25 protein-coding genes are annotated in these 23,894 nt (G+C 36.1%); 13 read left to right on the plus strand and 12 right to left on the minus strand.

Annotated elements, in window-relative coordinates; all coding sequences use genetic code 11:
- Positions 1–151: 151 nt before the first annotated feature.
- Positions 152–964 (minus strand): purine-nucleoside phosphorylase, encoded by an 813-nt coding sequence (locus ACIQ0M_RS11220; protein ID WP_396152258.1) that lies wholly within the window; start codon positions 962–964, stop codon positions 152–154.
- A complete protein-coding gene (lpxK, locus tag ACIQ0M_RS11225; protein WP_396152260.1) occupies positions 927–1,961 on the minus strand; it encodes a tetraacyldisaccharide 4'-kinase in 1,035 nt (344 codons plus the stop codon). Before lpxK ends, ACIQ0M_RS11220 begins: the two co-directional genes overlap by 38 nt.
- A gap of 161 nt (positions 1,962–2,122) precedes the next feature.
- On the opposite strand from lpxK, the gene ACIQ0M_RS11230 reads away from it, so the two are divergent.
- From ACIQ0M_RS11230 to ACIQ0M_RS11250, 5 genes are all read left to right on the plus strand, one after another.
- A complete protein-coding gene (locus ACIQ0M_RS11230) occupies positions 2,123–2,512 on the plus strand; it encodes a DUF1398 domain-containing protein (RefSeq protein WP_396152262.1) in 390 nt (129 codons plus the stop codon).
- Positions 2,513–2,539: 27 nt separating this feature from the next.
- Positions 2,540–3,358 carry an alpha/beta hydrolase gene (locus ACIQ0M_RS11235; protein WP_396152264.1) on the plus strand — a complete coding sequence of 273 codons (819 nt, stop codon included), beginning with the start codon at positions 2,540–2,542 and terminating at the stop codon, positions 3,356–3,358.
- Positions 3,359–3,447: 89 nt separating this feature from the next.
- Positions 3,448–4,542: a Nif3-like dinuclear metal center hexameric protein gene (locus ACIQ0M_RS11240; protein WP_396152266.1), complete on the plus strand. Its 1,095-nt coding sequence runs from the start codon at positions 3,448–3,450 to the stop codon at positions 4,540–4,542.
- 3 nt (positions 4,543–4,545) lie between these two features.
- A complete protein-coding gene (locus ACIQ0M_RS11245) occupies positions 4,546–5,325 on the plus strand; it encodes a zinc ribbon domain-containing protein (protein ID WP_396152268.1) in 780 nt (259 codons plus the stop codon).
- Between the two features lie 30 nt (positions 5,326–5,355).
- Positions 5,356–6,201, plus strand: a complete 846-nt coding sequence (locus ACIQ0M_RS11250) for an alpha/beta hydrolase (protein WP_396152270.1) — start codon at positions 5,356–5,358, stop codon at positions 6,199–6,201.
- Here ACIQ0M_RS11250 and ACIQ0M_RS11255 read toward each other — a convergent pair.
- Positions 6,191–7,864 (minus strand): S8 family peptidase, encoded by a 1,674-nt coding sequence (locus tag ACIQ0M_RS11255; protein WP_396152271.1) that lies wholly within the window; start codon positions 7,862–7,864, stop codon positions 6,191–6,193. The two genes, ACIQ0M_RS11250 and ACIQ0M_RS11255, sit on opposite strands and share 11 nt — an antisense overlap.
- 111 nt (positions 7,865–7,975) lie before the next feature.
- On the opposite strand from ACIQ0M_RS11255, the gene rluF reads away from it, so the two are divergent.
- Positions 7,976–8,752 carry a 23S rRNA pseudouridine(2604) synthase RluF gene (rluF, locus tag ACIQ0M_RS11260; protein ID WP_396152273.1) on the plus strand — a complete coding sequence of 259 codons (777 nt, stop codon included), beginning with the start codon at positions 7,976–7,978 and terminating at the stop codon, positions 8,750–8,752.
- 198 nt (positions 8,753–8,950) lie between these two features.
- Here the strand turns inward: rluF and ACIQ0M_RS11265 are convergent, their stop codons facing one another.
- A complete protein-coding gene (locus ACIQ0M_RS11265) occupies positions 8,951–9,838 on the minus strand; it encodes a bifunctional 5,10-methylenetetrahydrofolate dehydrogenase/5,10-methenyltetrahydrofolate cyclohydrolase (RefSeq protein WP_396152275.1) in 888 nt (295 codons plus the stop codon).
- A 67-nt stretch (positions 9,839–9,905) separates the two neighbouring features.
- Entirely contained in the window at positions 9,906–11,243 is a 1,338-nt protein-coding gene (gene ffh, locus ACIQ0M_RS11270) for a signal recognition particle protein (RefSeq protein ID WP_396152277.1), read from the minus strand.
- 289 nt (positions 11,244–11,532) lie between these two features.
- Here ffh and ACIQ0M_RS11275 point away from each other — a divergent pair, with 289 nt between their 5' ends.
- Entirely contained in the window at positions 11,533–12,108 is a 576-nt protein-coding gene (locus ACIQ0M_RS11275; protein ID WP_396152279.1) for a hypothetical protein, read from the plus strand.
- 257 nt (positions 12,109–12,365) lie between these two features.
- Here the strand turns inward: ACIQ0M_RS11275 and ACIQ0M_RS11280 are convergent, their stop codons facing one another.
- The 5 genes from ACIQ0M_RS11280 to ACIQ0M_RS11300 form a co-directional block, all read right to left on the minus strand.
- Entirely contained in the window at positions 12,366–13,820 is a 1,455-nt protein-coding gene (locus ACIQ0M_RS11280; RefSeq protein ID WP_396152281.1) for a T9SS type A sorting domain-containing protein, read from the minus strand.
- Entirely contained in the window at positions 13,817–14,032 is a 216-nt protein-coding gene (locus tag ACIQ0M_RS11285; RefSeq protein WP_396152283.1) for a DUF2892 domain-containing protein, read from the minus strand. The genes ACIQ0M_RS11280 and ACIQ0M_RS11285 overlap by 4 nt, the downstream gene beginning before the upstream one ends.
- Positions 14,033–14,107: 75 nt before the next feature.
- Positions 14,108–14,716 (minus strand): Crp/Fnr family transcriptional regulator, encoded by a 609-nt coding sequence (locus ACIQ0M_RS11290; protein ID WP_396152285.1) that lies wholly within the window; start codon positions 14,714–14,716, stop codon positions 14,108–14,110.
- A gap of 9 nt (positions 14,717–14,725) precedes the next feature.
- Positions 14,726–15,190, minus strand: a complete 465-nt coding sequence (locus ACIQ0M_RS11295) for a hypothetical protein (RefSeq protein WP_396152287.1) — start codon at positions 15,188–15,190, stop codon at positions 14,726–14,728.
- 152 nt (positions 15,191–15,342) lie between these two features.
- Positions 15,343–16,353: a hypothetical protein gene (locus tag ACIQ0M_RS11300; protein WP_396152289.1), complete on the minus strand. Its 1,011-nt coding sequence runs from the start codon at positions 16,351–16,353 to the stop codon at positions 15,343–15,345.
- Positions 16,354–16,449: 96 nt separating this feature from the next.
- Here ACIQ0M_RS11300 and ACIQ0M_RS11305 point away from each other — a divergent pair, with 96 nt between their 5' ends.
- The 6 genes from ACIQ0M_RS11305 to ACIQ0M_RS11330 all read left to right on the plus strand — a co-directional run bounded on the left by ACIQ0M_RS11305 (position 16,450) and on the right by ACIQ0M_RS11330 (position 22,763).
- Positions 16,450–16,971 (plus strand): RNA polymerase sigma factor, encoded by a 522-nt coding sequence (locus ACIQ0M_RS11305; protein ID WP_396152291.1) that lies wholly within the window; start codon positions 16,450–16,452, stop codon positions 16,969–16,971.
- Between the two features lie 42 nt (positions 16,972–17,013).
- Positions 17,014–17,901 (plus strand): FecR family protein, encoded by an 888-nt coding sequence (locus ACIQ0M_RS11310; protein WP_396152293.1) that lies wholly within the window; start codon positions 17,014–17,016, stop codon positions 17,899–17,901.
- A 4-nt stretch (positions 17,902–17,905) separates the two neighbouring features.
- A complete protein-coding gene (locus ACIQ0M_RS11315) occupies positions 17,906–20,452 on the plus strand; it encodes a TonB-dependent receptor plug domain-containing protein (protein WP_396152295.1) in 2,547 nt (848 codons plus the stop codon).
- A 362-nt stretch (positions 20,453–20,814) separates the two neighbouring features.
- Positions 20,815–21,126 (plus strand): hypothetical protein, encoded by a 312-nt coding sequence (locus ACIQ0M_RS11320; RefSeq protein WP_396152297.1) that lies wholly within the window; start codon positions 20,815–20,817, stop codon positions 21,124–21,126.
- A gap of 23 nt (positions 21,127–21,149) precedes the next feature.
- A complete protein-coding gene (locus ACIQ0M_RS11325; RefSeq protein WP_396152299.1) occupies positions 21,150–22,097 on the plus strand; it encodes a hypothetical protein in 948 nt (315 codons plus the stop codon).
- A 138-nt stretch (positions 22,098–22,235) separates the two neighbouring features.
- Positions 22,236–22,763: a hypothetical protein gene (locus ACIQ0M_RS11330; RefSeq protein ID WP_396152301.1), complete on the plus strand. Its 528-nt coding sequence runs from the start codon at positions 22,236–22,238 to the stop codon at positions 22,761–22,763.
- Between the two features lie 301 nt (positions 22,764–23,064).
- On the opposite strand, the gene ACIQ0M_RS11335 is transcribed toward ACIQ0M_RS11330, so the two are convergent.
- Complete coding sequence (locus tag ACIQ0M_RS11335) at positions 23,065–23,214, minus strand: hypothetical protein (protein WP_396152303.1); 150 nt, start codon at positions 23,212–23,214, stop codon at positions 23,065–23,067.
- Between the two features lie 9 nt (positions 23,215–23,223).
- Complete coding sequence (locus ACIQ0M_RS11340) at positions 23,224–23,823, minus strand: REP-associated tyrosine transposase (RefSeq protein WP_396152305.1); 600 nt, start codon at positions 23,821–23,823, stop codon at positions 23,224–23,226.
- Positions 23,824–23,894 lie beyond the last annotated feature (71 nt).

Genomic DNA, 23,894 nt, shown 5'->3' on the forward strand with positions numbered 1-23,894 from the left:
AAAAAATAGCGTGCAAACACAAATGGTTTAAACACGCTATAGAGACTAGTTCAGAGACTGTCTTGAAAAACAAAACTAATAAAAATTTAGATTTTATTTTGGAAATCAACACAGAATCTATCGGGATGCAACGGATGACCGGATTAGCTGCCTAATAATTCCGAATAAATTCTCTAATTAATTTTCGCACGTGTGGTTCTGCTTTTCGGGCGGCTTCAAGCACCTCATTATGATTAACTTCATCAATATTTTCTTCATCGCCCATATCGGTAATTACTGAAATTCCGAGACAATCAACTTCCATGTGGCGGGCAACGATGACTTCGGGCACGGTGGACATTCCGACGCAATCGGCACCGAGAATTTTGACCATTTTGTATTCGGCTAAGGTTTCAAAAGTTGGTCCTTGCAAGCCTAAATAGATGCCGTCTTTGAGTTCAATAGTATTTTGTTGAGCAATTTCTTTGGCTTTTTGAATCATGGTGCGAGAATAAGGTTCGCTCATGTTGACAAATCGTGGACCGAAACGTTCATCGTTTGTTCCTCGCAACGGATGATCGGGAAATAGATTGATGTGGTCTTTAATTACTACCACATCGCCCACTTTGTAAGTTGGATTCACACCACCGGAAGCATTGGAAACAATGAGTTTTTGAACGCCTAAATACTTCATGACACGCACAGGAAAAGTCACGGTTTTCATGTCGTAGCCTTCATAAAAATGGAATCGACCTTGCATGGCAACCACACTTTTATTGCCTATTTTACCAAAAACCAAAGCACCTTTGTGTCCTTGCACGGTGGAAACCGGAAAGTTGGGAATTTCGGAATACGGAATTGTAAATTCGATGTCGATATCTTGTGTAAATGTGCCCAAACCGGAGCCGAGAATGATGCCGTATTCGGGTGTATAATTGGTTTTTTCTTTAAGAAATTGGACGGTTTCCTGTACTTTGTTCCACATAATTGTTTATTTGTTGGTTGAAATTTTCGCCGTTGGAAAGAAAAATACTTTGAATGGGCAAATAGAATAATTGTGCCGAATTTACTTTTCCTTTTAGCCGAACGAAATCTTTTTCAGTGGTAATAATCGGTTTATTTTTTGACTTTTTTTGAATGGTTTGAATATCACTTTCGGTAAAATCGTGGTGATCGGGAAATTCCAATTCCTCATCATTGCCATCTTGTAAATGGCTGAAAAAAGGTTTGGGTTTGGCGATTCCGGCAACTAACAATTTATCGGTGTTTAATAGTGAAGCAACGGTACGATTCTCGGTTTCGGAATACAAAATTTCATCATACTGAATTGATGAAAAATAAAGTTGTTGATGTTCCGAAAGGTTTAATTTTTTTCGAATTTGATTTTGGTCAGCTTCAGGAAGCGTTGGCGGACATTTGGTGACAACAACGATATTTGCCCGTTTTGCTCCACTTCTACTTTCACGCAAATTCCCGGTAGGCAAAATGAAATCGTCTGGATACAAATCGTTGTAGGCGGTGAGCAAAATATAGAAACCTGCTTTTACTTTGCGGTGTTGAAAAGCATCGTCGAGCAAAATGATATCAGGTTTGTTTTCTAAAGCTAATAATCGTTCAATTCCGTTTTTGCGGTTGGCATCTACAGCCACTTGAATGGTTGGAAACTTTTGGTGGAGTTGAAAGGGTTCATCGCCCAATGATTCAGCAGTTGAGGAATACTCCGCTAACAAAAATCCGGATGATTTTCGTTTATAGCCTCTACTTAAAACAGCTATTTTATAATTTGGTGAAAGCAATCGAATTAAATATTCAATTTGTGGTGTTTTGCCGGTTCCGCCCACACTTAAGTTTCCAACTGCAATCACGGGAACAGAAAATGAATGGGATTTTAGAAATCCTTTGTCATAAAACCAATTGCGAATGGCGGTAATCAAACCATAGAGAATGGCAAAAGGAAAGAGTATTTTTCTTAAAAGAATCATGTGACGAAGGTAGGATATTTGAAGAAATATTTAGTAGTTTTGAAGATGGTTTTTTATTAACAGAAACGAAAATATTGATTCTTTTTAAACTTCAATTTATTCAAATGGAAAATTCAAAATAGAAAATCATTACTTTTAATATATCTTTAAATCCACCTATTATGTTCACAATCGAACAAATTAAAACCGCTCACAGTAAGGTAAAATCCGGTGCCGACTTTCCGTCATATATTCAAGATCTTAAACAATTGGGGGTTACCTCATATGATTCCTATGTTTCAGACGGTCACACCAATTATTTTGGAGAAAATGATTTTAAAATTACTTCACCGGCGAAATATGAAACTATAGCAATTGCTAATGAAACAGATGAAAATCAATTCAAAGCCGACCTAAAAGCTCATCAACAAGGAAAAACAGATTACCCTACTTTTTGCAGTGATTGTGCCAAATCCGGCATTGAAAAATGGAGTGTCAATTTAGATAAAATGACTTGCACCTATTATGATAAAGCCGGAAATGAAATTCTAGAGGAAAAAATACCTAGTTAATGTTCTTAATTCATTAAAAATTAGTTTATGAAAAAATACATTGTTGTTTTATTTTTCTTGGGAATTTATTGGGGACAAGCTCAAACCACTGAATACAATACCAAAGAAAATCAGCCCTACTATCCAACTACAGTCAACCAAAAAGATGTCTACATCAAAGAGCGATGTGTGTTGGATATTTACTACCCTACCAATAAAAAAAACTTTGCGACAATTGTTTGGTTCCATGGTGGAGGATTAACTGGCGGTAACAAATACATCCCGGAAGCTTTAAAAAACAAAGGCGTTGCGATTGTCGCTGTCAATTATAGACTTTATCCAAAAGTAAAATCGCCAACCTACATTGATGATGCCGCTGCCGCTGTGGCATGGGTTTTCAACAATATCGAATCATTGGGTGGCGATACTTCATCCATTTTTGTATCAGGTCATTCTGCCGGAGGGTATTTGGCCGCAATGGTCGGATTAGACAAACGATGGTTAGCCAATTTCGGCATTGACGCTAATAAAATTGCAGGTATAATTCCGTTTAGCGGCCATACCATTACACATTTTACCATTCGCGAAGAAAGGGATATTGATGGCAAAAAACCTATTGTTGACGATTTAGCTCCATTGTATCATGTGCGTGCTGACGCTCCGCCACTTTTATTAATTACCGGCGATCGTGAACTTGAACTATTGGGAAGGTATGAAGAAAATGCTTATTTAATGCGAATGATGAAAGTAAACGGTCATCAACAAACCCAATTATTGGAGTTGGACGGATACGGACATGACATGACTGAACCCGCATTTCCCTTATTAATTAATGAAGTTAATCGCGTTTTAAAGAACAAACTGTAAACTAATAGCGAAGTGAAAAAGGATTCATTTTAAAACGTAAAGAAACTTTTCATGAATAATTACTTAAATTTGTTACTTAATAACTTTCCATGAAACTTCAATCCATTCTCCCGATTTTAGAAGAACTTGCTCCTCTTGCGTATGCCGAAGATTTTGACAATGTGGGTTTACTGTTAGGAAATTTCGAGCAGGAAATCAGTGGTATCTTAGTTTGCCTCGATGCCTTGGAAAATGTAGTTGACGAAGCCATCGAAAAAAAATGTAATTTAATTGTTTGCTTCCACCCTATTGTATTTTCGGGGCTAAAAAAAATTACCGGAAAAACCTATGTGGAAAGAGTAGTCTTAAAAGCCATTAAAAATGATATTGCCATCTATGCTGTGCATACCGCTTTGGATAATCATCAAAATGGCGTAAACAAAATCATTTGCAATCGATTAGGATTAGTAAATACTAAAATCTTAGTTCCTAAAGAGAAATTCATTCAGAAATTAGTGACTTATACCATTACGGAAAATCATCAAAAATTGCGTAATGCTTTGTTTGAAGCCGGTGCCGGAAACATTGGTAATTATGAAGATTGCAGTTTTAATTCTAAAGGAATCGGAACGTATATGGGGAACGAAAACAGCAATCCTGAAATCGGTGAACGTTTTGAATTTGTGGAAAACGAAGAAATTAAAATCGAAGTTACTTTTGAAAAGCATTTGGAAGCCAAAATTTTGAAAGCTCTTTTCAAAAATCATGTGTATGAAGAAGTAGCTTATGAAATTTATGAACTGCAAAACCAACACCAAAATATCGGTTTAGGCATGATTGGTGAACTGGAAATTGAAATGAACGAAAGCCATTTTCTACAATTTGTAAAGGAAAAAATGCAATGCGAAAGCATCAGACACAGTACTTTTTTAAATAAAAAGATAAAAAAAGTGGCCGTTTTAGGAGGTTCAGGAAGTTTTGCTATTGGACAGGCGAAACGACTGGGTGCCAATGCGTTTTTAACCGCCGATTTAAAATACCATCAATTTTATGAAGCTGAAAATCAACTACTTTTAGCAGATATTGGGCATTATGAAAGCGAACGTTACACAAAAAATTATATTGTTGATTTTCTTATCAAAAAATTTCCTAATTTTGCAATCATTTTATCAGAACAAAATACAAATCCAGTTAAGTACTTTTAGATTATGACAAACGTAAAAGAAATGAGTGTAGAAGAGAAGTTAAGAGCACTCTATGACTTGCAGTTAATCGACTCAAGAATTGATGAAATCAGAAACGTAAGAGGCGAATTGCCACTTGAAGTACAAGATTTAGAAGATGAAGTAGCAGGTTTAAAAGCACGTAACGAAAAATTAAAAGCCGATTTAGAGCAAATTGATGACCAAATCAAAGCGAAGAAAAATGCTATTGAAGCTCACAAAGAGGGAATTAAAAAATATACTGAACAACAAAAAAATGTTCGTAATAATAGAGAATTCAACTCCTTAACCAAAGAAATTGAATTTCAGGAATTAGAAATTCAATTGAATGAGAAGCACATCAAAGAAATGAAAGCTTCCATTGAATATAAAAAACAACAAGTTGCTGATTCGCAGGAAAAATTAAGTGCAAAACAGTCGCACTTAGAGCACAAAAAAGCTGAATTAGGCGATATCATGTCTGAAACACAAAAAGAAGAAGAGTTTTTAACTAAACTTTCTGCCGAATATGCTTCCAATATCGAAGAGCGTTTACTAGCGGCCTATCACCGAATTCGTACGAGTGTGCGTAATGGTTTAGCGGTTGTTTCTATCGAAAGAGGAGCATCTGCCGGTTCTTTCTTTACAATTCCGCCACAAACACAGGTTGAAATTGCAGCTCGCAAAAAAATCTTAACCGATGAACACAGTGGAAGAATTTTGGTAGACAATGTTTTAGCCGCTGAGGAAAAAGAAAAAATGGAAAGCATATTTGCAAACATATAAAACACAAACCCCGGATTCGGGGTTTTTTTTATGAATAGAATTTTCACTTCATTACTGATTAAAACCATTGGTTTTTATATCAACTTCTTAAGCTATGTTTTTCCAAAAAAAGCAACAAAATTAGCTTATAAGTTTTTTAGTGAACCGCGTGAAGGCAGACTAAAACCAAATTTAATCCCCGAAGTTTTACAAGAAGCAGAAATAGAATTTATTTCGTTGGATAACCATAACTTTCCTATTTATTTCTGGAAAGGAAATGAAAATAAAGTGCTATTAGTACATGGTTGGGAAAGTAACGCAGCCCGATGGGAACCATTTTTACCTTATTTAAAAAAACACGGTAGTTCAATTATTGCTCTCGACGGACCTGCCCATGGCTTGGCAAATGGTGTCGAGTTCAATGTTCCGCAATACGCTGCTTTTATAAACCATGTGGTGCAAAAACACAGACCGCAAGTGATCATCGGTCATTCGATTGGAGGCTCTGCTTGTTTGTATTTTCAACACCGGTATAATTCCCCTTATTTACAAAAAATGGTACTGTTGGGTGCTCCATCCGATTTGGAAATACTTTTAACAAATTATGTAAATTTATTGGGACTAAATACAAAAGTACTTCAACAACTAAATCACTTTTTCTCGCAACGATTCAATATAAAAGTAGAAGAATTTCAGGGAAAATTACTTGCTTCCACCCTACAGTTAGACGGAATTATTTCGCATGACGTAGAAGATAATGTGGTTGCATTTACTGAAAGCAAAAAAATTGCTTCTGCATGGAAAAAAGCAGCTTTTATCGAAACCAAAGGATTAGGCCATAGCATGCACGACCAAGCATTGTATCAACAAATTGAAAAATTCTTGTTTACTGCTTAAGTATTTTTTTTGTCGCTGATTGATTTCCGTCAGATACTTTTACAAAATACATTCCACTCGATAAAGTTGACACATCAAGTGAGTTACTATTCGGCATCTTCGCTTGAAAAACAGATTGTCCTAATGCATTAAAAATTTCAATAGTAGCATTTTCTGATAATCCCTCATGGGTTAAAAACTTCAATTGATTTTGCACCGGATTTGGAAAAACCGAAAATTCGGTGTGATTGACCACATCCAAACCCAACAAATAATCATCATAAACCCGTTGCACAGCCGTTTGCATATTAGGAAAAGGACCAATATTTCCTGCCGATGGATTACCTTGTGGAATTCCGGTTTCTTTTAAAATGGTTCGCAATTGAGGACCGGTTAAATAATTGCCGGTTAAATCGTGATAGTAAGATTGCAAAACAATCGCACAAGCCGCAACCATGGGCGTTGCCGAACTGGTTCCTGAAAAATTAATATATCCTTGGTTTATATCACCATTAATCATAGTCAGCGTACCATATCCGCAAGCAAAAACATTTTGAGACCAACCTTGCACATCCACTCTTGAACCATGTGTGCTGTAGGAAATTTTGTTGTGAGTAAGATTGGATAATCCACCGCCAACAATAATTGCTCCACTGTTCCCACGGTTCATATAGCTCGTGTAAAGTGCTCCCTCTAAATTTTGGTTGCCATTTCCGGCAGCAGCCACAATCACAATTCCGGCATCAGAAGCAGCTTTGGTTAAATCCCAAATCACATTATTATACTCAGCCGGAACATAATCTTGAAAACCGGCGGCAGCACCATCTTCCTGCATTTCATACATAATCACATCACCAGCAGTTGAATTTTGTATGGATTGATTCACTGCGTTAATTCTGTTGTACCCGATTTCTTGCCACTCGGGAAAAAGAATTACTTCAGAAGCTTCATGAGCCAAACCTGTCATCCCATAGCCGTCATTTCCGGCAATGATAATTCCGACAACAGCTGTTCCATGTTCCGTGTAAGTGGCTGTTGCATCAGATGAAACAGTCATTCCGGTAGCTAAAAAAGCATTTACTTCATTCAAATCTTCATGGTTTTTGTTAAAACCATATTCCACATCACGCACGCGAATTCCTTCGCCTTTTAAACCTAAATCCCACGCATATTGCATGTTTAAACCCGGATTTGGACCGATATAGGTTTGGTTTACCATAAAATCAGGGGTGGTAGGTGGAATATCAAAAGGTGGTTTGATAGGTTTTAGTGAAATTAAGCTGGCGTAATTCACCGAATTTAATTTTTCAAATGCTGTGGCTAACAAAAGTAATTTTTCGTTAGAAGGATTATCCACAACTACCCTGAAAATGTTTTTTAACTGATGCACGGAAGAAGAATTTCCGGCATATTGCTTGGCATTCTTTTCTAAATCAATCCATTTTTCTTCTGAAAAAGAAATTGTTTTTTCAAAATTCAATTGAAATTCGTCAGAAAGTGGGACTATTTCAGGAAACTGAACAAGAATTGCTTCTTTGTCTTTTAAAACAACGTCGGAATGAAACGAAACATGCAATGCATGTTGATTACTTTCAGCGTTCAAATGAAATTGATTTTTTCTACTTTGAGCCGTTACAAATAGAGAAATCAGGAAACTAAAAATAAATAGTATTTTTTTTATCATAACCGTAAGTTCTTGATTATAGGCAATTTTTGTGCAATTTACTAAATTTATACCAATTTGAATAAAATAGTTAGTTTTCATAAATCCATAAAATAAAATTACTTTTGCATAATGGAAGATTCAGGAAAACGCATTAATAAATTTTTATCAGAATCCGGCTTTTGTTCTCGTCGTGAAGCCGATCGATTAATCAGTGAAGGTCGCGTGACAATTAACGGTCTAGTGCCTGAAATGGGGACCAAAGTACTTGAAACCGATGAAATCCGTGTCGATGGCAAACTCATTCGTGAAAACCGAGATAAACCGATTTATTTAGCCTTCAACAAACCGGTGGGAATTGAATGTACCACCAACCAAAGTGTTCGCAATAATATTGTAGATTATATCAATTATCCGGAACGTATTTTTCCCATCGGCCGATTGGATAAAGCCAGTGAGGGATTGATTTTTATGACGAATGATGGCGATATAGTAAACAAAATTCTCCGAGCCAGAAATAACCACGAAAAAGAATATATTGTGACGGTTGACAAACCGATTACCGACCGCTTTATTCAAAAAATGGGCAATGGCGTTCCGATTTTAGACACGGTTACAAGAAAATGCAAGGTGGAACAAATCAGCAAATACATTTTTAAAATTGTGTTGACGCAAGGCTTAAACCGCCAAATTCGTAGAATGTGTGAGTATTTAGGGTATGAAGTGACAGCACTAAAACGCATCCGAATAATTAATATTTCCTTAGATATTCAAGTGGGAAGATACCGCGATTTAACCCCAGCTGAAATCAAAGAATTAAATCAATTGATTGAACCATCGAGTAAAACGGAAGAAGCGAGTTTACCGAAAGTGGAGGTTAGAAGACCGATTATAATTAAGAAAAAATAAACCTCACCCAAACCCTAGGCTCTTGTTTTCGTGAAGAGCATCTCTAATTAAGCTATTTTCTCTCGCAAAGACGCTAAGTCGCAAAGAGAAGTTTTTAAACTTTGCGTCTTTGCGTGATTTTTTTTACTTAATCTTATTTGGATTTTTCTTTACTACAAATAAACTAAAAACCCAAGCTCATCACTTGGGTTTTGTTATTTATCTCATCTTCAATCGTTTCTGCTCTCTTGCCAATAACGTGTTTTTCAGCAACATCGCAATGGTCATTGGTCCTACTCCACCCGGAACCGGAGTGATAAAGGAGGCTTTTTTACTTACATTCTCAAAATCTACATCGCCCGTAATTCGGTAACCTTTTTCGGTCGAATCATCTGCAACGCGGGTAATACCCACATCAATAACCACCGCATCATCTTTCACCATTTCGGCTTTTAAATAATTCGGCACGCCTAAAGCAGTAATGATAATATCAGCTTGAGTAGTAATTTGCGATATATTTTTGGTATAACTATGCGTCAAGGTAACAGTTGAATTTCCAGGAAATCCTTTTCTTCCCATCAAAATACTCATCGGTCTTCCTACAATGTGGCTTCTACCGATAACAACCGTATGTTTTCCTTGTGTTTCAACACCATAACGTTCCAATAATTCTAAAATACCAAACGGTGTTGCCGGAATAAAAGTAGTCATATCCAATGCCATTTTCCCGAAGTTTTCCGGATGAAATCCATCCACGTCTTTGTTGGGGTCAATCGCCATCAATACTTCTTGTGTATCAATTTGCTTTGGCAATGGCAACTGAACTATAAATCCGTCAATATTATCATCTTCATTTAATTCTTTGATTTTTTTCAATAATTCGGTTTCCGAAGTAGTGTTGGGCATCTTTATCAAAGTACTTTCAAAACCTACTCTTTCACACGCTTTTACTTTGCTTCCCACGTAGGTTAAACTTGCTCCATCATTCCCAACTATAACAGCCGCTAAGTGTGGTACTTTTTCGCCATTGTCTTTCATTTTCTGCACTTCTGCAGCAATTTCATTTTTGATGTCTTCGGAGACTTTTTTACCGTCTAATAATTTCATGTATGTGTTGTTTTAGTTGTGTCGTAAAAAAATAAGACGCGATAAATCGCGTCTGTTATTGTGAAAATTATTTCATTCCCTTCATTCCACCCATCATTCTGGCGAGGTTTTTTCCGCCGCCGCCTTGCATCATCTTCATCATTTTGCTCATTTGGTCAAACTGCTTCATCAATTGGTTCACTTGTTCTACTTTGGTTCCGGAACCTTTGGCAATTCTGATTTTTCGCTTTCCGTCAATAATAGCCGGTTTACTCCTTTCGGTTGGCGTCATCGAATGAATAATGGCTTCAATGTGTTTGAACGCATCGTCTTCAATTTCCACATCTTTCAACGCTTTTCCGGCTCCAGGAATCATACCCACCAAATCTTTCATGTTACCCATTTTTTTGATTTGCTGAATTTGTACCAAGAAATCATCAAAGCCAAATTCATTTTTGGCAATTTTCTTCTGCAATTTGCGTGCTTCCTCTTCGTTGTATTGCTCTTGAGCTCTTTCTACCAAAGACACAACATCTCCCATGCCCAATATTCTGTCGGCCATACGGGAAGGATAAAAGACATCAATGGCTTCCATTTTTTCACCGGTACCAATGAACTTGATCGGTTTATTCACCACTGATTTAATCGTAATCGCTGCTCCACCACGGGTATCACCATCTAACTTGGTAAGAATCACACCGTCAAAGTTCAATCGGTCGTTGAACGCTTTAGCCGTATTTACCGCATCTTGACCCGTCATGGCATCTACCACAAACAAGGTTTCTTGCGGCTGAATGGCTTTGTGCACATTCGCAATCTCGTTCATCATTTGCTCATCGATGGCCAAACGACCGGCTGTATCTACAATAACAACGTTGAATCCGTTTGATTTGGCATATTTGATTGCATTTTGAGCAATGTCAACCGCATTTTTATTTTCAGGTTCAGAATATACCTCTACTCCAATTTGATCTCCCACCACATGCAACTGATTAATCGCTGCCGGACGATAAATATCACAAGCCACCAAAAGCGGTTTCTTGCCTTTCTTGGTTTTTAAAAAATTAGCTAATTTACCGGAGAAAGTGGTTTTACCCGAACCTTGTAAACCGGACATTAAAATCACCGACGGATGACCGGAAAGGTTTATACCAACTTCTTCGCCTCCCATTAATTCGGTTAACTCGTCTTTGACCAATTTTACCATTAATTGACCGGGTTGTAACGAAGTCAATACGTTTTGACCCAGTGCTTTTTCCTTGACGGAATTGGTAAAATCTTTGGCAATTTTAAAATTCACGTCGGCATCCAACAACGCACGTCGCACTTCCTTCAAAGTATCTGCTACGTTTACTTCGGTAATCTTACCGTGACCTTTTAAAATATGAAGAGCTTTATCTAATTTATCGCTTAAATTACTGAACATAATTAGGATTTTCTTTTAATGAAGTGCAAAGATAACATAAAGCAAATAAGCATCAAAAAATGATTTTAAGTAATTTTTTAAAATTTCAGGTAGGGTAAACGGAAAGTAAATTGTTTTATGGGTATACAACAAAATTTTACACACTATAAAAAACAAAAAAATTCTTTTAGGCCTTTTAGCAGTTATTTTTTCAACTGCTTCATGTAGTAACGACGAAAATTCTTCGAATGATGCCAATGACAATTTAAACATTGTTGCCAAAGCTACTTATTCCGGAAACACCGGAAGAATGGAAAATGCTGTGAGCATCTCTGAGTTTAAAATTAATTTAAAAGAAATTGAATTTGAATTAGATGATGATTTTTATGACGATGACGACGATGATTATGGCGATGGGTTTTATGGTGATGATGATGAATTTGAATTAAGAGGTCCGTTTGAATTGGATTTATTAAGCGGACAAACTACCATCACAACCATCAACATTCCTAACGGCGTGTATGAAGAAGTGGAATTTAAAATGGCAAGAAATAATAATGCTGACAGTGAGTTGTTCAACAAGTCCGTTTTAATCAAAGGCACCATTGGTTCTACTCCATTTGTGTTTTGGCATAATATTGACGAAGATTTTGAAATTGATTACGAAGATGCCGGACAAAACTTGGTTATAGCTGATAATTCTGCAACGCTAGTAATTGATTTCAATTTAGATGCGGTTTTAGCCAATGTTGATTTATCAAATGCAACCCATGATGACGGTGACGGTTTAATTGAAATTAGCCCCAATGATACCGATGGCAACCAAAGTTTGGCCAATACCATTAAAGATAAAATTGAAGAATATACCGATTTGTTAGATGATTAAAGTTAGTTAATTCCCAAATACCACAATTTAACCTACTATGTGAAAAAGCTGCACTAAACATGCAGCTTTTTTTTATTTAATCCTTTTTAAGAAATTCAACCTGTTTTTTACAACATAGAAACATAGTTTTCATTGAGCTTGAAGGTTGTTTCACTTATTGATAGAAAATCATAGCAACGTATATGCAAGAAATTTGGGTATTCTATCTCATTTTTCTTGGTTTCTAATTGGTTTAATGACTAATTAAAAGCTGAACACTAATTTTTAATCAACTTTTGCTTGTAAATTTTTCCGGTTTGATCAATAATCCTGATAAAATAAATCCCGCTGGAAATAGCGTTCAACTGTAAGCTTGCATTAAATCCTGTAAACTTATCCTCGTAGATTAATTTACCGGATAGATCATAAAGAGCTACTTGCTTTTCTCCTTCATCGATAAATGATTGAATTGTGAATGTAGATGAAAATGGATTCGGAAAAATTACAAATGGATCAACGTCAGTCGTATTTATACCCAGTGGAGCTTGCCCGAGTTTTGCTGTTGTTCCACCCACCACATAAACCGAATTATCGTCCGCCAATACAAACGAACTGGCCGAATTACTTCCGGAAACTAAACCAACCCAACCATTTGTTCCGTCTGCATTGATTTTGCATACGGCCATATTGAACAAATTTCCTGCTGATAAATAAGCATTATTAGCCGCATCCAATTTCAATTGACCGTGTAGAAGCAAAATTTCAGGACCGTCTGCATTTAGGTTTTGCCAAAGCACAGAGCCCTCCGAAGTATATTTCATAAAAGCAGCTCCTCCCGTTCCTGAATTAGGAAAACCACTGATGAGGGGATGATTATCGGAACCAACCTCCACTCGGCTTCCTGCCATCGTATTGGTATCAGACCAAAGAGAATTTCCGTTTTCATTCAGTTTTTCAAGAATGCTACCGGCATTAGAAACTACATTTTCTCCGTTAATGAGGTAAGTGTTTCCCAAAATATCACCCGCAATATCGCCAACTGTTGGACTCGTAATTCCTGTTTTACTCCACAGCAAATTTCCCTCTAAACTCAGTTTTAAATATCCATTGATGATTCCGGTGATGCTTCTGCCGGAAACGACCAAAGCATTGTCTGGTGTCAATTTCATATTAATGGGTGCACCTACTCCGTTAGTATCATAATACGTCCAAACCGACTCACCATTGGCATCAAACTTTTTAACTCGTGTAACCAAACCGTTTTCGCCCATTCCCAATCCTAAAACATAGATGTTATCTGAAGAATCAACTAGTATTTTTCTGGTATACGAACCTTCAAAGGAATCTTCAAACACCACTCGCCAAAGTAAATCGCCTTGCGGATTATATTTCATTAAAAGACTGGCGGCATTCACCGGATTAGAAAAACCGGAACGAATGGTTCCCGCAACAAGGCAATTATTTTGACTGTCGGTTTCCAACCAAGTGGCTACTTCGTGACGGGTGTTATCTACATTATCATAAGTTACATCCCATAAAACCGTTCCGGATGAATTTCGCTTAGTTAAGGTAATATCACCACCCGGATTATAGTCCCAATTCACCGAATAGACTTCGTCTAATGGCGTAACTGCAACCGAAACTCCTCCCGGATAATTGGACCACTCCACAGTCACTTGTGCACGGGTGAAAAAAGGAAACAAAAACAATAGTATTATGACGCTGTTTTTCATGATTTTTTATTTTTAAGGGAACAGGTATTGATACCAAATAAAGGATAAATGGGGCAAAAGCTAATTAAACTTGTGGCCACTAAAATGATGGCAAAAACTAAAACCACTATCCCCAAAACGCCACTTACCGTGTTGGTGAGATAGAGCGTTCCAAGAACAATAGCCAATATGATTCTGATTAATTTGTCTGCGTTGCCAACGTTTGCTTTCATACTATTTTGATTTTAATTGGTTAATGAAGTAAAGGTAAATCAATCAAAATCAAAAAAATGTGACAAAAGTCACATCTACAAAAGTTGAATGCCTTTGGAAGTTTGCATCACTTTTGATTCCGCTTCTAATTTTTTTAAAATACGGGTAATTACTTCGCGGGAAGTACCCATATCGTTGGCAATCTCTTTGTGAGAAATGGTTAGAATTGTCGTTTGGTGTAAATCCATTTTTTCTTTTAAATACAAATACAACCTTGAATCCAACCGATCAAATAAAACATGATTTAATGTATCGATTAAATCAAAATAACGCTCATTAAATAGATTAAAAAACATGGCGTTAAATTTTGGATACTTTTTTATCCATTCTTGCACTTTTACTGCCGGCAACAGAAGAATTTCACTGTCTTCCTCCGTTTTGGCAAAAAAAGTGCTTGGCTCATTTTTTTTACTGACAATAAACGATAGCACACAACTTTCGGTAGGTTGAATATAATACAACAGAAATTCCTTTTCGTGGTATTTTGTAAACACTTTTACCATTCCATTCAATACGATAGGAATCGAGTTGATGTATTGACCGTCGCGGATGAGTTCTGTGTCTTTTGGAACATTTTTTATGATACCCTCTTTTTCAAAAGTGTTTACTAATTCGTCATCAAAATAAGCCAAGATACTTTTCATAAAACCGAATTAATTCTTCTCAAATGTCAGCAAATCGATGCTCCCGTCTCCTCCACTCACGTGTTTGAGTTCTACTCTGGTGGCGGATGTATTTAAAATTTGCCAATCTTCGCTTATTTCTTCAAACGGGCCGTTGGTTACACTAAAATTGATGATGAATTTCGGTGTACTGTCATCCGTTCCGGTGGTCCAAGTTCCGCTCATTGTATTACTTCCGTTTTCGGCTGTAAGCGTTCCATTCGTTTCAAATACAAAATCATAATCTGAAAATTGAGAAGTTTGGTTGGAACCGTCCTCTGAAAATAACGTCACTCGCCAAGATCCGTTTACAAAAGTATTTTGTGTTTGGGTAATAATAGCACTGGATGAATTATTGTCATCGTCGTCATTACTGTCGTCATCGTTGCTGCAGGTGGAAGCAACATTCAGCATAAAAACACTGAATAATAAAGGAATTAAAAAAAACTTTTTCATGTTTAAGTAGGTTAATAGGTTAAGTAATTAAAAAAATAAGATATAAATCAAAAGCACATTAAAAACCCAAATCACCGCCTGCGTGAGAAAATAAACGATGTTATTTTTCCCAAAAAGAAAGTTTCGAAAAAGTGTCTTCATGTCCATTGTTTTTAAATTTTAGTGAAACTCAAGTATTCGTTATCTCCTTCCTCTTTCAACTGAATTAAAGTAGTGGAAAACTCTAACAACTCCCAATCATCATCTAAATCGTCTAACGGATCATCTTCAAAATCAATTTCTACAATATCAACGCCGTCTTCCTCATAAAATAGCCAAGTTCCGGTAAAAGTTGAACTGTTTTTAGTTATCGTAATTGTATTATTGGTGTTGAACGTAAAAACATAACCGTTATACACAATCGTTTCATCGTCGTCACCTTCATGGTAATAGGAAATACGCCAATTGCCGGTAGTCAAAACATCAATAAAATCATCCGTTGAACCCGAATTGGAACCGCATTGACCAATGGCACTTTCAATCACATCTCTTAACTCTACATTGGAATTAATCACCACGGTTTGGTTATTCGGGTTAATTACCGAAATCGGATAATTAATCGAATAAAAAACACCACTGTTTAAATTAAGCAGGTAATTAATCAATTGTGAATCACTGTTTATCGTCAAAATATCGGCGAGCTGGTTCGCACTATCATACTCATTAATGGTAATCGGATACAAAATCGTCACACAACTGATATCGCTCAAATCTTCATTTTGTGTTATAATCGTATTCAATTGTGTCAAATTATTGACCGTAATCTCTTCAAAATTTCGCAACGAAACCGTAATTGGATACACATACGTTACCACATCATCATCGGAACCGGAAGCGTTTCTTAAATCAGCCACTTCATCGTAATCTGCCTCCGTTGCCACTGTTAAATCCACGTCATTCAAGTTGATGGAAACCGGTAATTTCACGCGAAAAACACTTGTTCCGTCCATCACATTATCCACCGACGTATTATTTTGTGCGGCTCTCGCTAAAAATTTAGAAACGGGCGAGGCCAGATTTAAATTTTGCGTGGTATCTTGAACAATCGTATTTTCTTCTTCTTGACAAGAGCCTAAAAAAAGGAAGCTCAATATCGCTACACTAAAAAGTAAAATTGTTTTCATAATGGTTTGATTTAATTAAGAAACAAATTAAAATTAAAATACCCTACCTTGGTTATCCTTTTTTTTATATTTTCACAAAAGTTTTATAAAAAGTAAATGAAAAGCACATCACTTTCTGGAATTTGTGAAGAACTCATCTTTTCGAATTTTTTCAAAAACCACGTTAAAGCCTTACGCAATTTCATGTATTACAAATTCGGAAATGCAGAACAAGCAGAAGATGTAACGCAAGAAGCGTTTATCAAATTATGGGAAAACTGCGAAAAAGTTCCGTTGGATAAAGCAAAATCCTATTTATATACCATAGCCAATAACACTACTTTAAATCAAATTGCTCATCAAAAAGTAGTATTGGAATATGCAAAAGCCGCACCCAAACAAGACAAAACGTTTGAAAGCCCTGATTTTCATTTAGAAGAAAATGAATTCAAAGTAAAACTGCAAAAAGCAATCGATAAATTAACCGAAGGCCAACGCACTTGCTTTTTAATGCACCGTATTGACGGGAAGAAATACAGCGAAATTGCCGATGCCTTAGGTATCAGCGTCAAAGCCGTAGAAAAACGAATGCATCTGGCATTGTTAGAATTGCGAAAAGAAATTGAGTTTTTTAAGTAGGGTTTTTGAAATCCAACCTGTTATAGTTAAAAGTCCACTACTATGGAAGAAAAATACACCTTAGCGAAATGGCTAAACAATGAATTGGAAGGCGAAGAACTCAAAGCGTTTGAAGCCTCCGAGGATTTTGCCGTTTACCAAAAAATTAAACAGTACTCGAGCGAGTTAACCACACCTGCTTTTGATGACGATAAAATGCTACAAACCATTTTGCAACGCAAAAAAGTTAAGACAATTTCTATCCAAAAAGTGTTGCTTCGCATTGCAGCGGTGCTTATCGTAGGATTCGGAATTACTTTTGCCGTGAAAAATTTTGCGAATTTCACCGAGTTTTCAGCTAATGGAGCCACCACAGCCTTTTTACTGCCGGACGATTCCAGTGTGTTGCTGAACGCCGGTTCCTCCGTGGAATACAAAAAATGGAACTGGAACAACGAACGTAAATTAAAACTCGACGGCGAAGCTTTCTTCAAAGTTGCCAAAGGCAAAAAATTTGAAGTAGCCACCGAATTAGGAACTGTTTCCGTTTTAGGAACCCAATTCAACGTAAAAAACCGAAACAAACGATTCGATATAAGTTGTTACGAAGGAAAAGTGCAAGTGAATTACCAAAACCAACAAGTGATTTTAACCAAAGGAATGATGATTTCGTTTAAAAACGGTACTCAGATTTACGCCGGTGAAACCGACAAGCTTGAACCGGAATGGTTGAAAAAAGAGGTGAACTTTTCTAAAGAAAATTTACAAGCTATCTTGGATGAAATCAACCGACAGTATAACATTGACATTGAATACAAAGGAAAACCAACCAACCAAGCCTTCTCCGGAACCATTCCGATGAATAACCTTGACGTTGCCTTAGAAATAATTGCCACCACCTACCATTTACAACTAACAAAAAGTAACGATTCCAAATTTATTTTACAGTAGGTAAATGAATTTAAACAAAGGGGTTTTCACCCTGCTCTTCTCGCTCGTTTGGGTTTTGACACTTTTTGGTCAAGACCAAGGCGTAGCTTTGCCCTTAAAAGAAATTTTGGTTGCCATTGAAAAACAACACAAGGTTACCTTTAATTATATTGAAGAAGAGATTCTAGTATTCAAAATTCCGGCTCCCAATCCCAAAAATACGTTAGAGCAAAAAATCGATTACATTCAAACCCAAACCAAGTTGCGGTTTAAGTTTGTCAATGACCAATCCATCACCATTTCCAACAACCAAAAACTCGACAAACCGCTGTGTGGCTATCTGGTGGATAGCGAATCCAATCTTCCTATTTTTAACGCAACCATTCGCATTTCAGGAACCAATGTATATGTGCTTTCCGATGAAAAAGGTTTTTTTCAATTGCCGGTGGTTTCCTCCAATCCAATCGAAATTAATCACGTGAGTTATGCCTCTAAAACGGTACTTGTCAATGAAATTTATGTGGACAACTGCCCTACTTTTCCATTGAATTTAACCGTTCAGGAATTAGAAGAAGTCGTCGCTCAAGTCTATCTGACAACCGGTATCCGCAAAAAAACCGAAGGCACGTTTGAAATCAAACCCAAAAAATTCGGTATTCTTCCCGGATTGGTGGAACCCGATGTGTTGCAAACCATGCAGCAAATTCCGGGTATCATCAGCACTGATGAAACGATTGCCAACGTGAATGTCCGCGGCGGCACACACGACCAAAATTTATTTTTATGGAACGGCATTCGGTTGTTTCAAACCGGTCATTTTTACGGATTAATTTCGGCTTTAAATCCCAATTTGGCTCACACGATTCAACTGTCTAAAAACGGCAGTTCGGCTTTTTATGGCGAAAGTGTGTCGAGTGTGATTGATATTTCGTCCCGAAGTAATTCTGTTGAAAATACCAATAGTACCATTGGTGTCAATATGATTAATGCCGAACTCTATACGAAAGTAAAAACCGGTGAAAAATCATCTTTTGAAGTGGCAGCACGGCGTTCGTTTACCGATATGCTCGCTTCGCCTACTTACAAAAATTACTTCAACCGGATTTTTCAAAATACGGAAGTGATTGATGTGACGAACAACCAAGACATCAATTACAACAACACCGAAGACTTTTATTTTTATGATGTCACGTTGCAATACCACCAAAAAATCGGTCAAAAAAGTGAACTGTTTTTTGATGCATTGGCTATTTCCAATGAATTAACCTTCAACGAAAGTACATTGGTCAACAACCAAACCCTTGCCAGAAACAGCCAATTGAATCAGCAAACCTTGGGTGGCAATGTAACGTGGAAAACTAATTGGAACGCCAAAAACAGTTCCGAGTTGAGTATTTACAGTTCTTATTACCAATTGGATGCCAACAACCAATCGGTGGAAAACAACCAAATTTTGTTGCAGGAAAACACCGTGTTAGACAATGGCATTCGGTTAAAAAATTCCCATCAATTGTCGGAAACCGTTATGCTCACCAACGGTTATCAATTCAACGAAATCGGTATCCGCAGTTTTGACGACATCAACATTCCGCAATTCACTCGTACCGTGAAAGAAGTGTTGCGTAGCCATGCGTTGATTGCAGAAATCGACTACAGCTCTAAAAACAACCGCTTGTTCGCCCGATTGGGAGCACGTGGTAATTATTTTGAAAAATGGTCGCTTTTTCTCCTTGAACCGCGTTTGCATCTCAATTATGCCTTGAACGATCACCTCAACGTGGAACTTTCAGGGGAACAAAAAAACCAAACCGCTTCGCAAATCATCGACTTGCAACAAGACTTTTTAGGGGTAGAAAAACGCCGTTGGGTGTTGGCGAATAACGAAAGTATTCCGATTCAACAAAGCAACCAAGCCTCGTTGGGCGTTGTGTTTCGAAAAAACAATTGGCTCATTCATCCCGAAGCCTTTTATAAAAAAGTAGAAGGCATCACCAGTTCCGCTCAGGGTTTTCAAAACCAATTGGAGTTTGTGAAAGTCATTGGGCAATATGAGGTATATGGTGCTGAAGTGCTTATTCAAAAACAAATTGACCAATTCACCGGTTGGTTCAACTACAGTTATAACAACAACGATTATACGTTTGAAGGCTATCTTCCGCCTCAATTTGCCAACAATTTTGAAGTGAACCACAGCATGGCATTCGGGGCAACCTATCAGTGGAACAACCTTAAAGTGGCGTTGGGCAGCAAATGGTTTACCGGACGACCCAACACGATTCCGTTGAGCAACGAACCCATCTTTCCTACACCCGGTAACCCGGAAATTGTGTACAGCCGCCCGAACCAAGAAAACTTAGACGATTATTTTCAAGTGAATTTTTCCACCGCCTACTCGGTGGAGCTGGGCAAAAAAACCAACCTTTTTATGGGGGTTTCGGTGTTGAACTTGTTCAACCAACGCAACATTATCAACCGCTTCTACCGACTCAATCCGGACAGTAATGCGATTGAAGAAGTGAATACCTACTCATTGGAATTGACACCGAATGCGTTTTTGAAAGTGAATTTTTAAAAAAGTTTACTTTTTGTAAGAACAAATTACTTTTTTCCTATCTTAGTATTTCCAAAAACAAATTTGCCGGTTGGCAAGAACACCCCCATTTATTTTTTTAGTGCTTTACGGGAATCCGTAAAATGGTTTGGTGGGGATGGGTTAGTTTTGTGGTGGAAATTAAAGTATTGTAAATCATTCTGATATATAAAAAAGAAAATAGTTGAAATAACTATGATATTGAGATAGGCATAATCTACGCATATTAGTATGTATAGTTGATACTTTAGAGCAACAATAAATAAGTTAGTGATAATTATGACTAAAATATTATAAATCACTATAATAAATTTCAATAAAAATCTATAAATCATCATATAATTATGAAAAAATACGCAATTTTAACATATTGGGCTAAAGGCATGTCAAACGGAACTGCTCCAGACGAAAATGGACCTGCAAGATTAAACGACGGTCAATTTAATTCTTCACATAAAATGAATGACAACACAGTGGCTGATTTAATACGAAATGAAGAAGGAAAAATTATACAATTTATTTCTCAAGTTGATGCTCTTAATTATTGCATTAAGCTTGGTTGGAATTTAGAACAAACACTTTTTGAATCGCATGAAGGATTTAATTCAAGAGATCCATATAGTAGTTATATTTTTATTTTATCAAAAGAAAAATAGCACAAGCTATAAACAATAACGAGATGAATGTATATATAGATTTAAACATATTCGACAGAATTGAAAAAAAAGAAAAATTAGAAGATTCAGAAAAAATAATATATAGAGAAATAGAAAACTTAATTCTTGAAAAGAAAATTATTGTTCCATATTCAAACGCTCATCTTAACGATTTATTCAGAGGTTTTCAGAAAAACCCAAATTATATTGATGGACATTTAAACTATATTAAAAAATTAACTAACGATTTATGTATATGCCAATACTGGGGAAGAAATGAAACAACTTGGCATTTCAGAAAAATAGAAGAATTCTTTGAAGAGAAAAAAAATGAATGGAAATTTGAACCAACTTCATTTCTTGAAGTTTTAAAATTTGAAGAAATACCACACGCACCGAATTTAGCTGAATTATATAAGTTATTTCCACTACCTCCTGAATTTAAAAAAGCATATTCGATTGATCCATTATTTGGAATAATGTATCCAAAATCAAGAATAGAAAACAATCAATTGGCTTTAATGGAAGATATTTTTGATTTCCAAAGTAGATTAAAATCTGATTATAGTTTGTATAAGTCCTTTAAAGCTTATTTAGTTCAAAGTTTAACTAAACACAGAAATAATCCCGAAATGCTTAAATCAATAAAATCGAATTTTGAAGGATTACCAAAGCATTTAGATATATTCGAAATTTCTGAATTGTATGAGCCAAAATCAAAAACAAGTGAAAATAATGCTTATTCAAAAATTATTGAAACATTTTATAAATATGATTTACAAGGATACAAGACTGATAGTAACTTTAATAATATGTTTGACGATGCATTACATACATTTTATGCTTCGCATTGTGATTTTTTTATTACAAATGATGATAGATGTAAATATAAAGCAGAAAAAACTTTTCAGAAGTTGAAAATAAAAACCATCATACTTAAAGCGGAAGAATACGAAAAAATAAAAAACTGACACTAACCTAACAGCGATTGTATGAAATTAGGGTTTTGGACCTTAATTTAAGTTTGTTTTGAAATTTTGATATCAGTACTAATTCTAAAATTTCAGGCTTACAAACCCAACAACTAGCAGTTATTTCAAAACACTCACATGGAAAATCCATACAATGAAGAAAAAATAAATTTAATTAGAGAAGATTCTGAAAAAATTAGGGGTAGAATTTTAGAAACCACCATCACAGTTGAGTTTTTAATTTCTAAAATTTTAGTTGAATATTTTGCAGAGGAAAGTAAAAAAAATGATTTTTTTAGATACATAGTTTCTGATAAAATTACTTTTGACACCAAAAAATATATTTTAGCTTCTTTAAAAAAAGAAGGGAAAATTCCAGCAGATACTTTTTACAAAGAATTGATTGGAGATTTAGAATATATCCAAATCATAAGAAATTTGGTTGCTCATACTATTCTTTATTTGGATCCAAACTATGTAAATAGCTATTCTAGAAAGAAAACAACTTTAAATTACACTGGTACAAAAAATTACGGAAAACAAATAATAATATATCATGAAGACGTAGAAGAAGATTTAAAAAATCTTATTTACTCTTTTCCGAAAATCATTAATACAATCAACAGAATTATAAGTGGCTTGGAAAATTGTGTTGCAGAAAAGTGAATAAAAAATGCTAACAGATGCTTATCTAGCTCCAGCTGCCCGAAGTCTGCTTAATAACAAGTTGCTCTGTGAACGTCTGTGACTCCAGCTCCGAAAAGTGTTCGGGTAAAATGTTCCCCAAGCTGCCCGAAGTCTAATCATTAGCACGTTGCCCCCAGCTGCCCTAAGTCTTCTTTGATAGCACATGCTCTGCGAATGTCTGTGACTTCGCAGCAAAACACTCCCCCAGCTGCCCTAAGTCTTCTTTGATAGCACATGCTCTGCGAATGTCTGTGACTTCGCAGCAAAACACTTCCTTTTTTTAATACCAATCATACCTTTGCACATTATTTACATTCATCACATCAACAATAGGATTGTCGGCTTTTTCTATACAGACCAAGCCCAGCTGCCCTAAGTCTTCTTTGATAGCACATGCTCTGCGAATGTCTGTGACTTCGCAGCAAAACACTTCCTTTTTTTAATACCAATCATACCTTTGCACATTATTTACATTCATCACATCAACAATAGGATTGTCGGCTTTTTCTATACAGACCAAGCCAACATCATTCACATAGTTAGAAGCACTTGAATACAAATAATGTGACGCTTTTTCAACTAATCCAGCACGTACAGGATTAAAATGAATATAATCTAATTTTGACCACATAAACGGATTGGTATAAATTTCTTCCGGATGATTGCCATACTGCCAGAATTGATACACTTTATTTCTGGAATGACTTTCAGTTGCCAATCTAAAACGTTCTAACATCCATTCCATTCTGCTTTCCGGTTCTGATTGTATTTTGCTTAAAATTGTTTTGGCTGTATATTTCTTAAAATCACGAATCAAATCAGACAACTTCCCCTCGCTCGATTGAACAACCATATGTATGTGATTGCTCATGATCACATAGCCGTATAAAACCATTCCTTTATTTTTGATACAATAATCCAAAGAAGCAATGATTTCGTCTCGATACACTTTTCTTGAAAATACATCAATCCAATCCACTACAGTAATAGTTATAAAATGCGGTAGTTTTTGATCTCTAATGACATAACCTTCTTCCATATTCATTAATTTAATCAAATATAATAAAAATTGGAATTGTATATTTGCTGCGAAGTCACAGACCTTCGCAG

It is taken from the genome of Flavobacterium sp. (genome assembly GCF_044339515.1).
GTDB lineage: Bacteria > Bacteroidota > Bacteroidia > Flavobacteriales > Flavobacteriaceae > Flavobacterium.

What these genes read in the sequence shown, in the direction of transcription:
- ACIQ0M_RS11285 (WP_396152283.1), bottom strand. Translation starts at nt 14,032, where the DNA reads ATGAAAGCAAACGTTGGCAACGCAGACAAATTAATCAGAATCATATTG.
- ACIQ0M_RS11250 (WP_396152270.1), top strand. Translation starts at nt 5,356, where the DNA reads ATGAATAGAATTTTCACTTCATTACTGATTAAAACCATTGGTTTTTAT.
- ACIQ0M_RS11305 (WP_396152291.1), top strand. Translation starts at nt 16,450, where the DNA reads ATGAAAAGCACATCACTTTCTGGAATTTGTGAAGAACTCATCTTTTCG.
- ACIQ0M_RS11230 (WP_396152262.1), top strand. Translation starts at nt 2,123, where the DNA reads ATGTTCACAATCGAACAAATTAAAACCGCTCACAGTAAGGTAAAATCC.
- ACIQ0M_RS11295 (WP_396152287.1), bottom strand. Translation starts at nt 15,190, where the DNA reads ATGAAAAAGTTTTTTTTAATTCCTTTATTATTCAGTGTTTTTATGCTG.
- ACIQ0M_RS11255 (WP_396152271.1), bottom strand. Translation starts at nt 7,864, where the DNA reads ATGATAAAAAAAATACTATTTATTTTTAGTTTCCTGATTTCTCTATTT.
- ACIQ0M_RS11340 (WP_396152305.1), bottom strand. Translation starts at nt 23,823, where the DNA reads ATGGAAGAAGGTTATGTCATTAGAGATCAAAAACTACCGCATTTTATA.
- ACIQ0M_RS11290 (WP_396152285.1), bottom strand. Translation starts at nt 14,716, where the DNA reads ATGAAAAGTATCTTGGCTTATTTTGATGACGAATTAGTAAACACTTTT.
- ACIQ0M_RS11280 (WP_396152281.1), bottom strand. Translation starts at nt 13,820, where the DNA reads ATGAAAAACAGCGTCATAATACTATTGTTTTTGTTTCCTTTTTTCACC.
- ACIQ0M_RS11330 (WP_396152301.1), top strand. Translation starts at nt 22,236, where the DNA reads ATGGAAAATCCATACAATGAAGAAAAAATAAATTTAATTAGAGAAGAT.
- ACIQ0M_RS11325 (WP_396152299.1), top strand. Translation starts at nt 21,150, where the DNA reads ATGAATGTATATATAGATTTAAACATATTCGACAGAATTGAAAAAAAA.
- ACIQ0M_RS11245 (WP_396152268.1), top strand. Translation starts at nt 4,546, where the DNA reads ATGACAAACGTAAAAGAAATGAGTGTAGAAGAGAAGTTAAGAGCACTC.
- ffh (WP_396152277.1), bottom strand. Translation starts at nt 11,243, where the DNA reads ATGTTCAGTAATTTAAGCGATAAATTAGATAAAGCTCTTCATATTTTA.
- ACIQ0M_RS11235 (WP_396152264.1), top strand. Translation starts at nt 2,540, where the DNA reads ATGAAAAAATACATTGTTGTTTTATTTTTCTTGGGAATTTATTGGGGA.
- ACIQ0M_RS11265 (WP_396152275.1), bottom strand. Translation starts at nt 9,838, where the DNA reads ATGAAATTATTAGACGGTAAAAAAGTCTCCGAAGACATCAAAAATGAA.
- ACIQ0M_RS11240 (WP_396152266.1), top strand. Translation starts at nt 3,448, where the DNA reads ATGAAACTTCAATCCATTCTCCCGATTTTAGAAGAACTTGCTCCTCTT.
- ACIQ0M_RS11320 (WP_396152297.1), top strand. Translation starts at nt 20,815, where the DNA reads ATGAAAAAATACGCAATTTTAACATATTGGGCTAAAGGCATGTCAAAC.
- lpxK (WP_396152260.1), bottom strand. Translation starts at nt 1,961, where the DNA reads ATGATTCTTTTAAGAAAAATACTCTTTCCTTTTGCCATTCTCTATGGT.
- ACIQ0M_RS11275 (WP_396152279.1), top strand. Translation starts at nt 11,533, where the DNA reads ATGGAAAATGCTGTGAGCATCTCTGAGTTTAAAATTAATTTAAAAGAA.
- ACIQ0M_RS11315 (WP_396152295.1), top strand. Translation starts at nt 17,906, where the DNA reads ATGAATTTAAACAAAGGGGTTTTCACCCTGCTCTTCTCGCTCGTTTGG.
- rluF (WP_396152273.1), top strand. Translation starts at nt 7,976, where the DNA reads ATGGAAGATTCAGGAAAACGCATTAATAAATTTTTATCAGAATCCGGC.
- ACIQ0M_RS11300 (WP_396152289.1), bottom strand. Translation starts at nt 16,353, where the DNA reads ATGAAAACAATTTTACTTTTTAGTGTAGCGATATTGAGCTTCCTTTTT.
- ACIQ0M_RS11220 (WP_396152258.1), bottom strand. Translation starts at nt 964, where the DNA reads ATGTGGAACAAAGTACAGGAAACCGTCCAATTTCTTAAAGAAAAAACC.
- ACIQ0M_RS11310 (WP_396152293.1), top strand. Translation starts at nt 17,014, where the DNA reads ATGGAAGAAAAATACACCTTAGCGAAATGGCTAAACAATGAATTGGAA.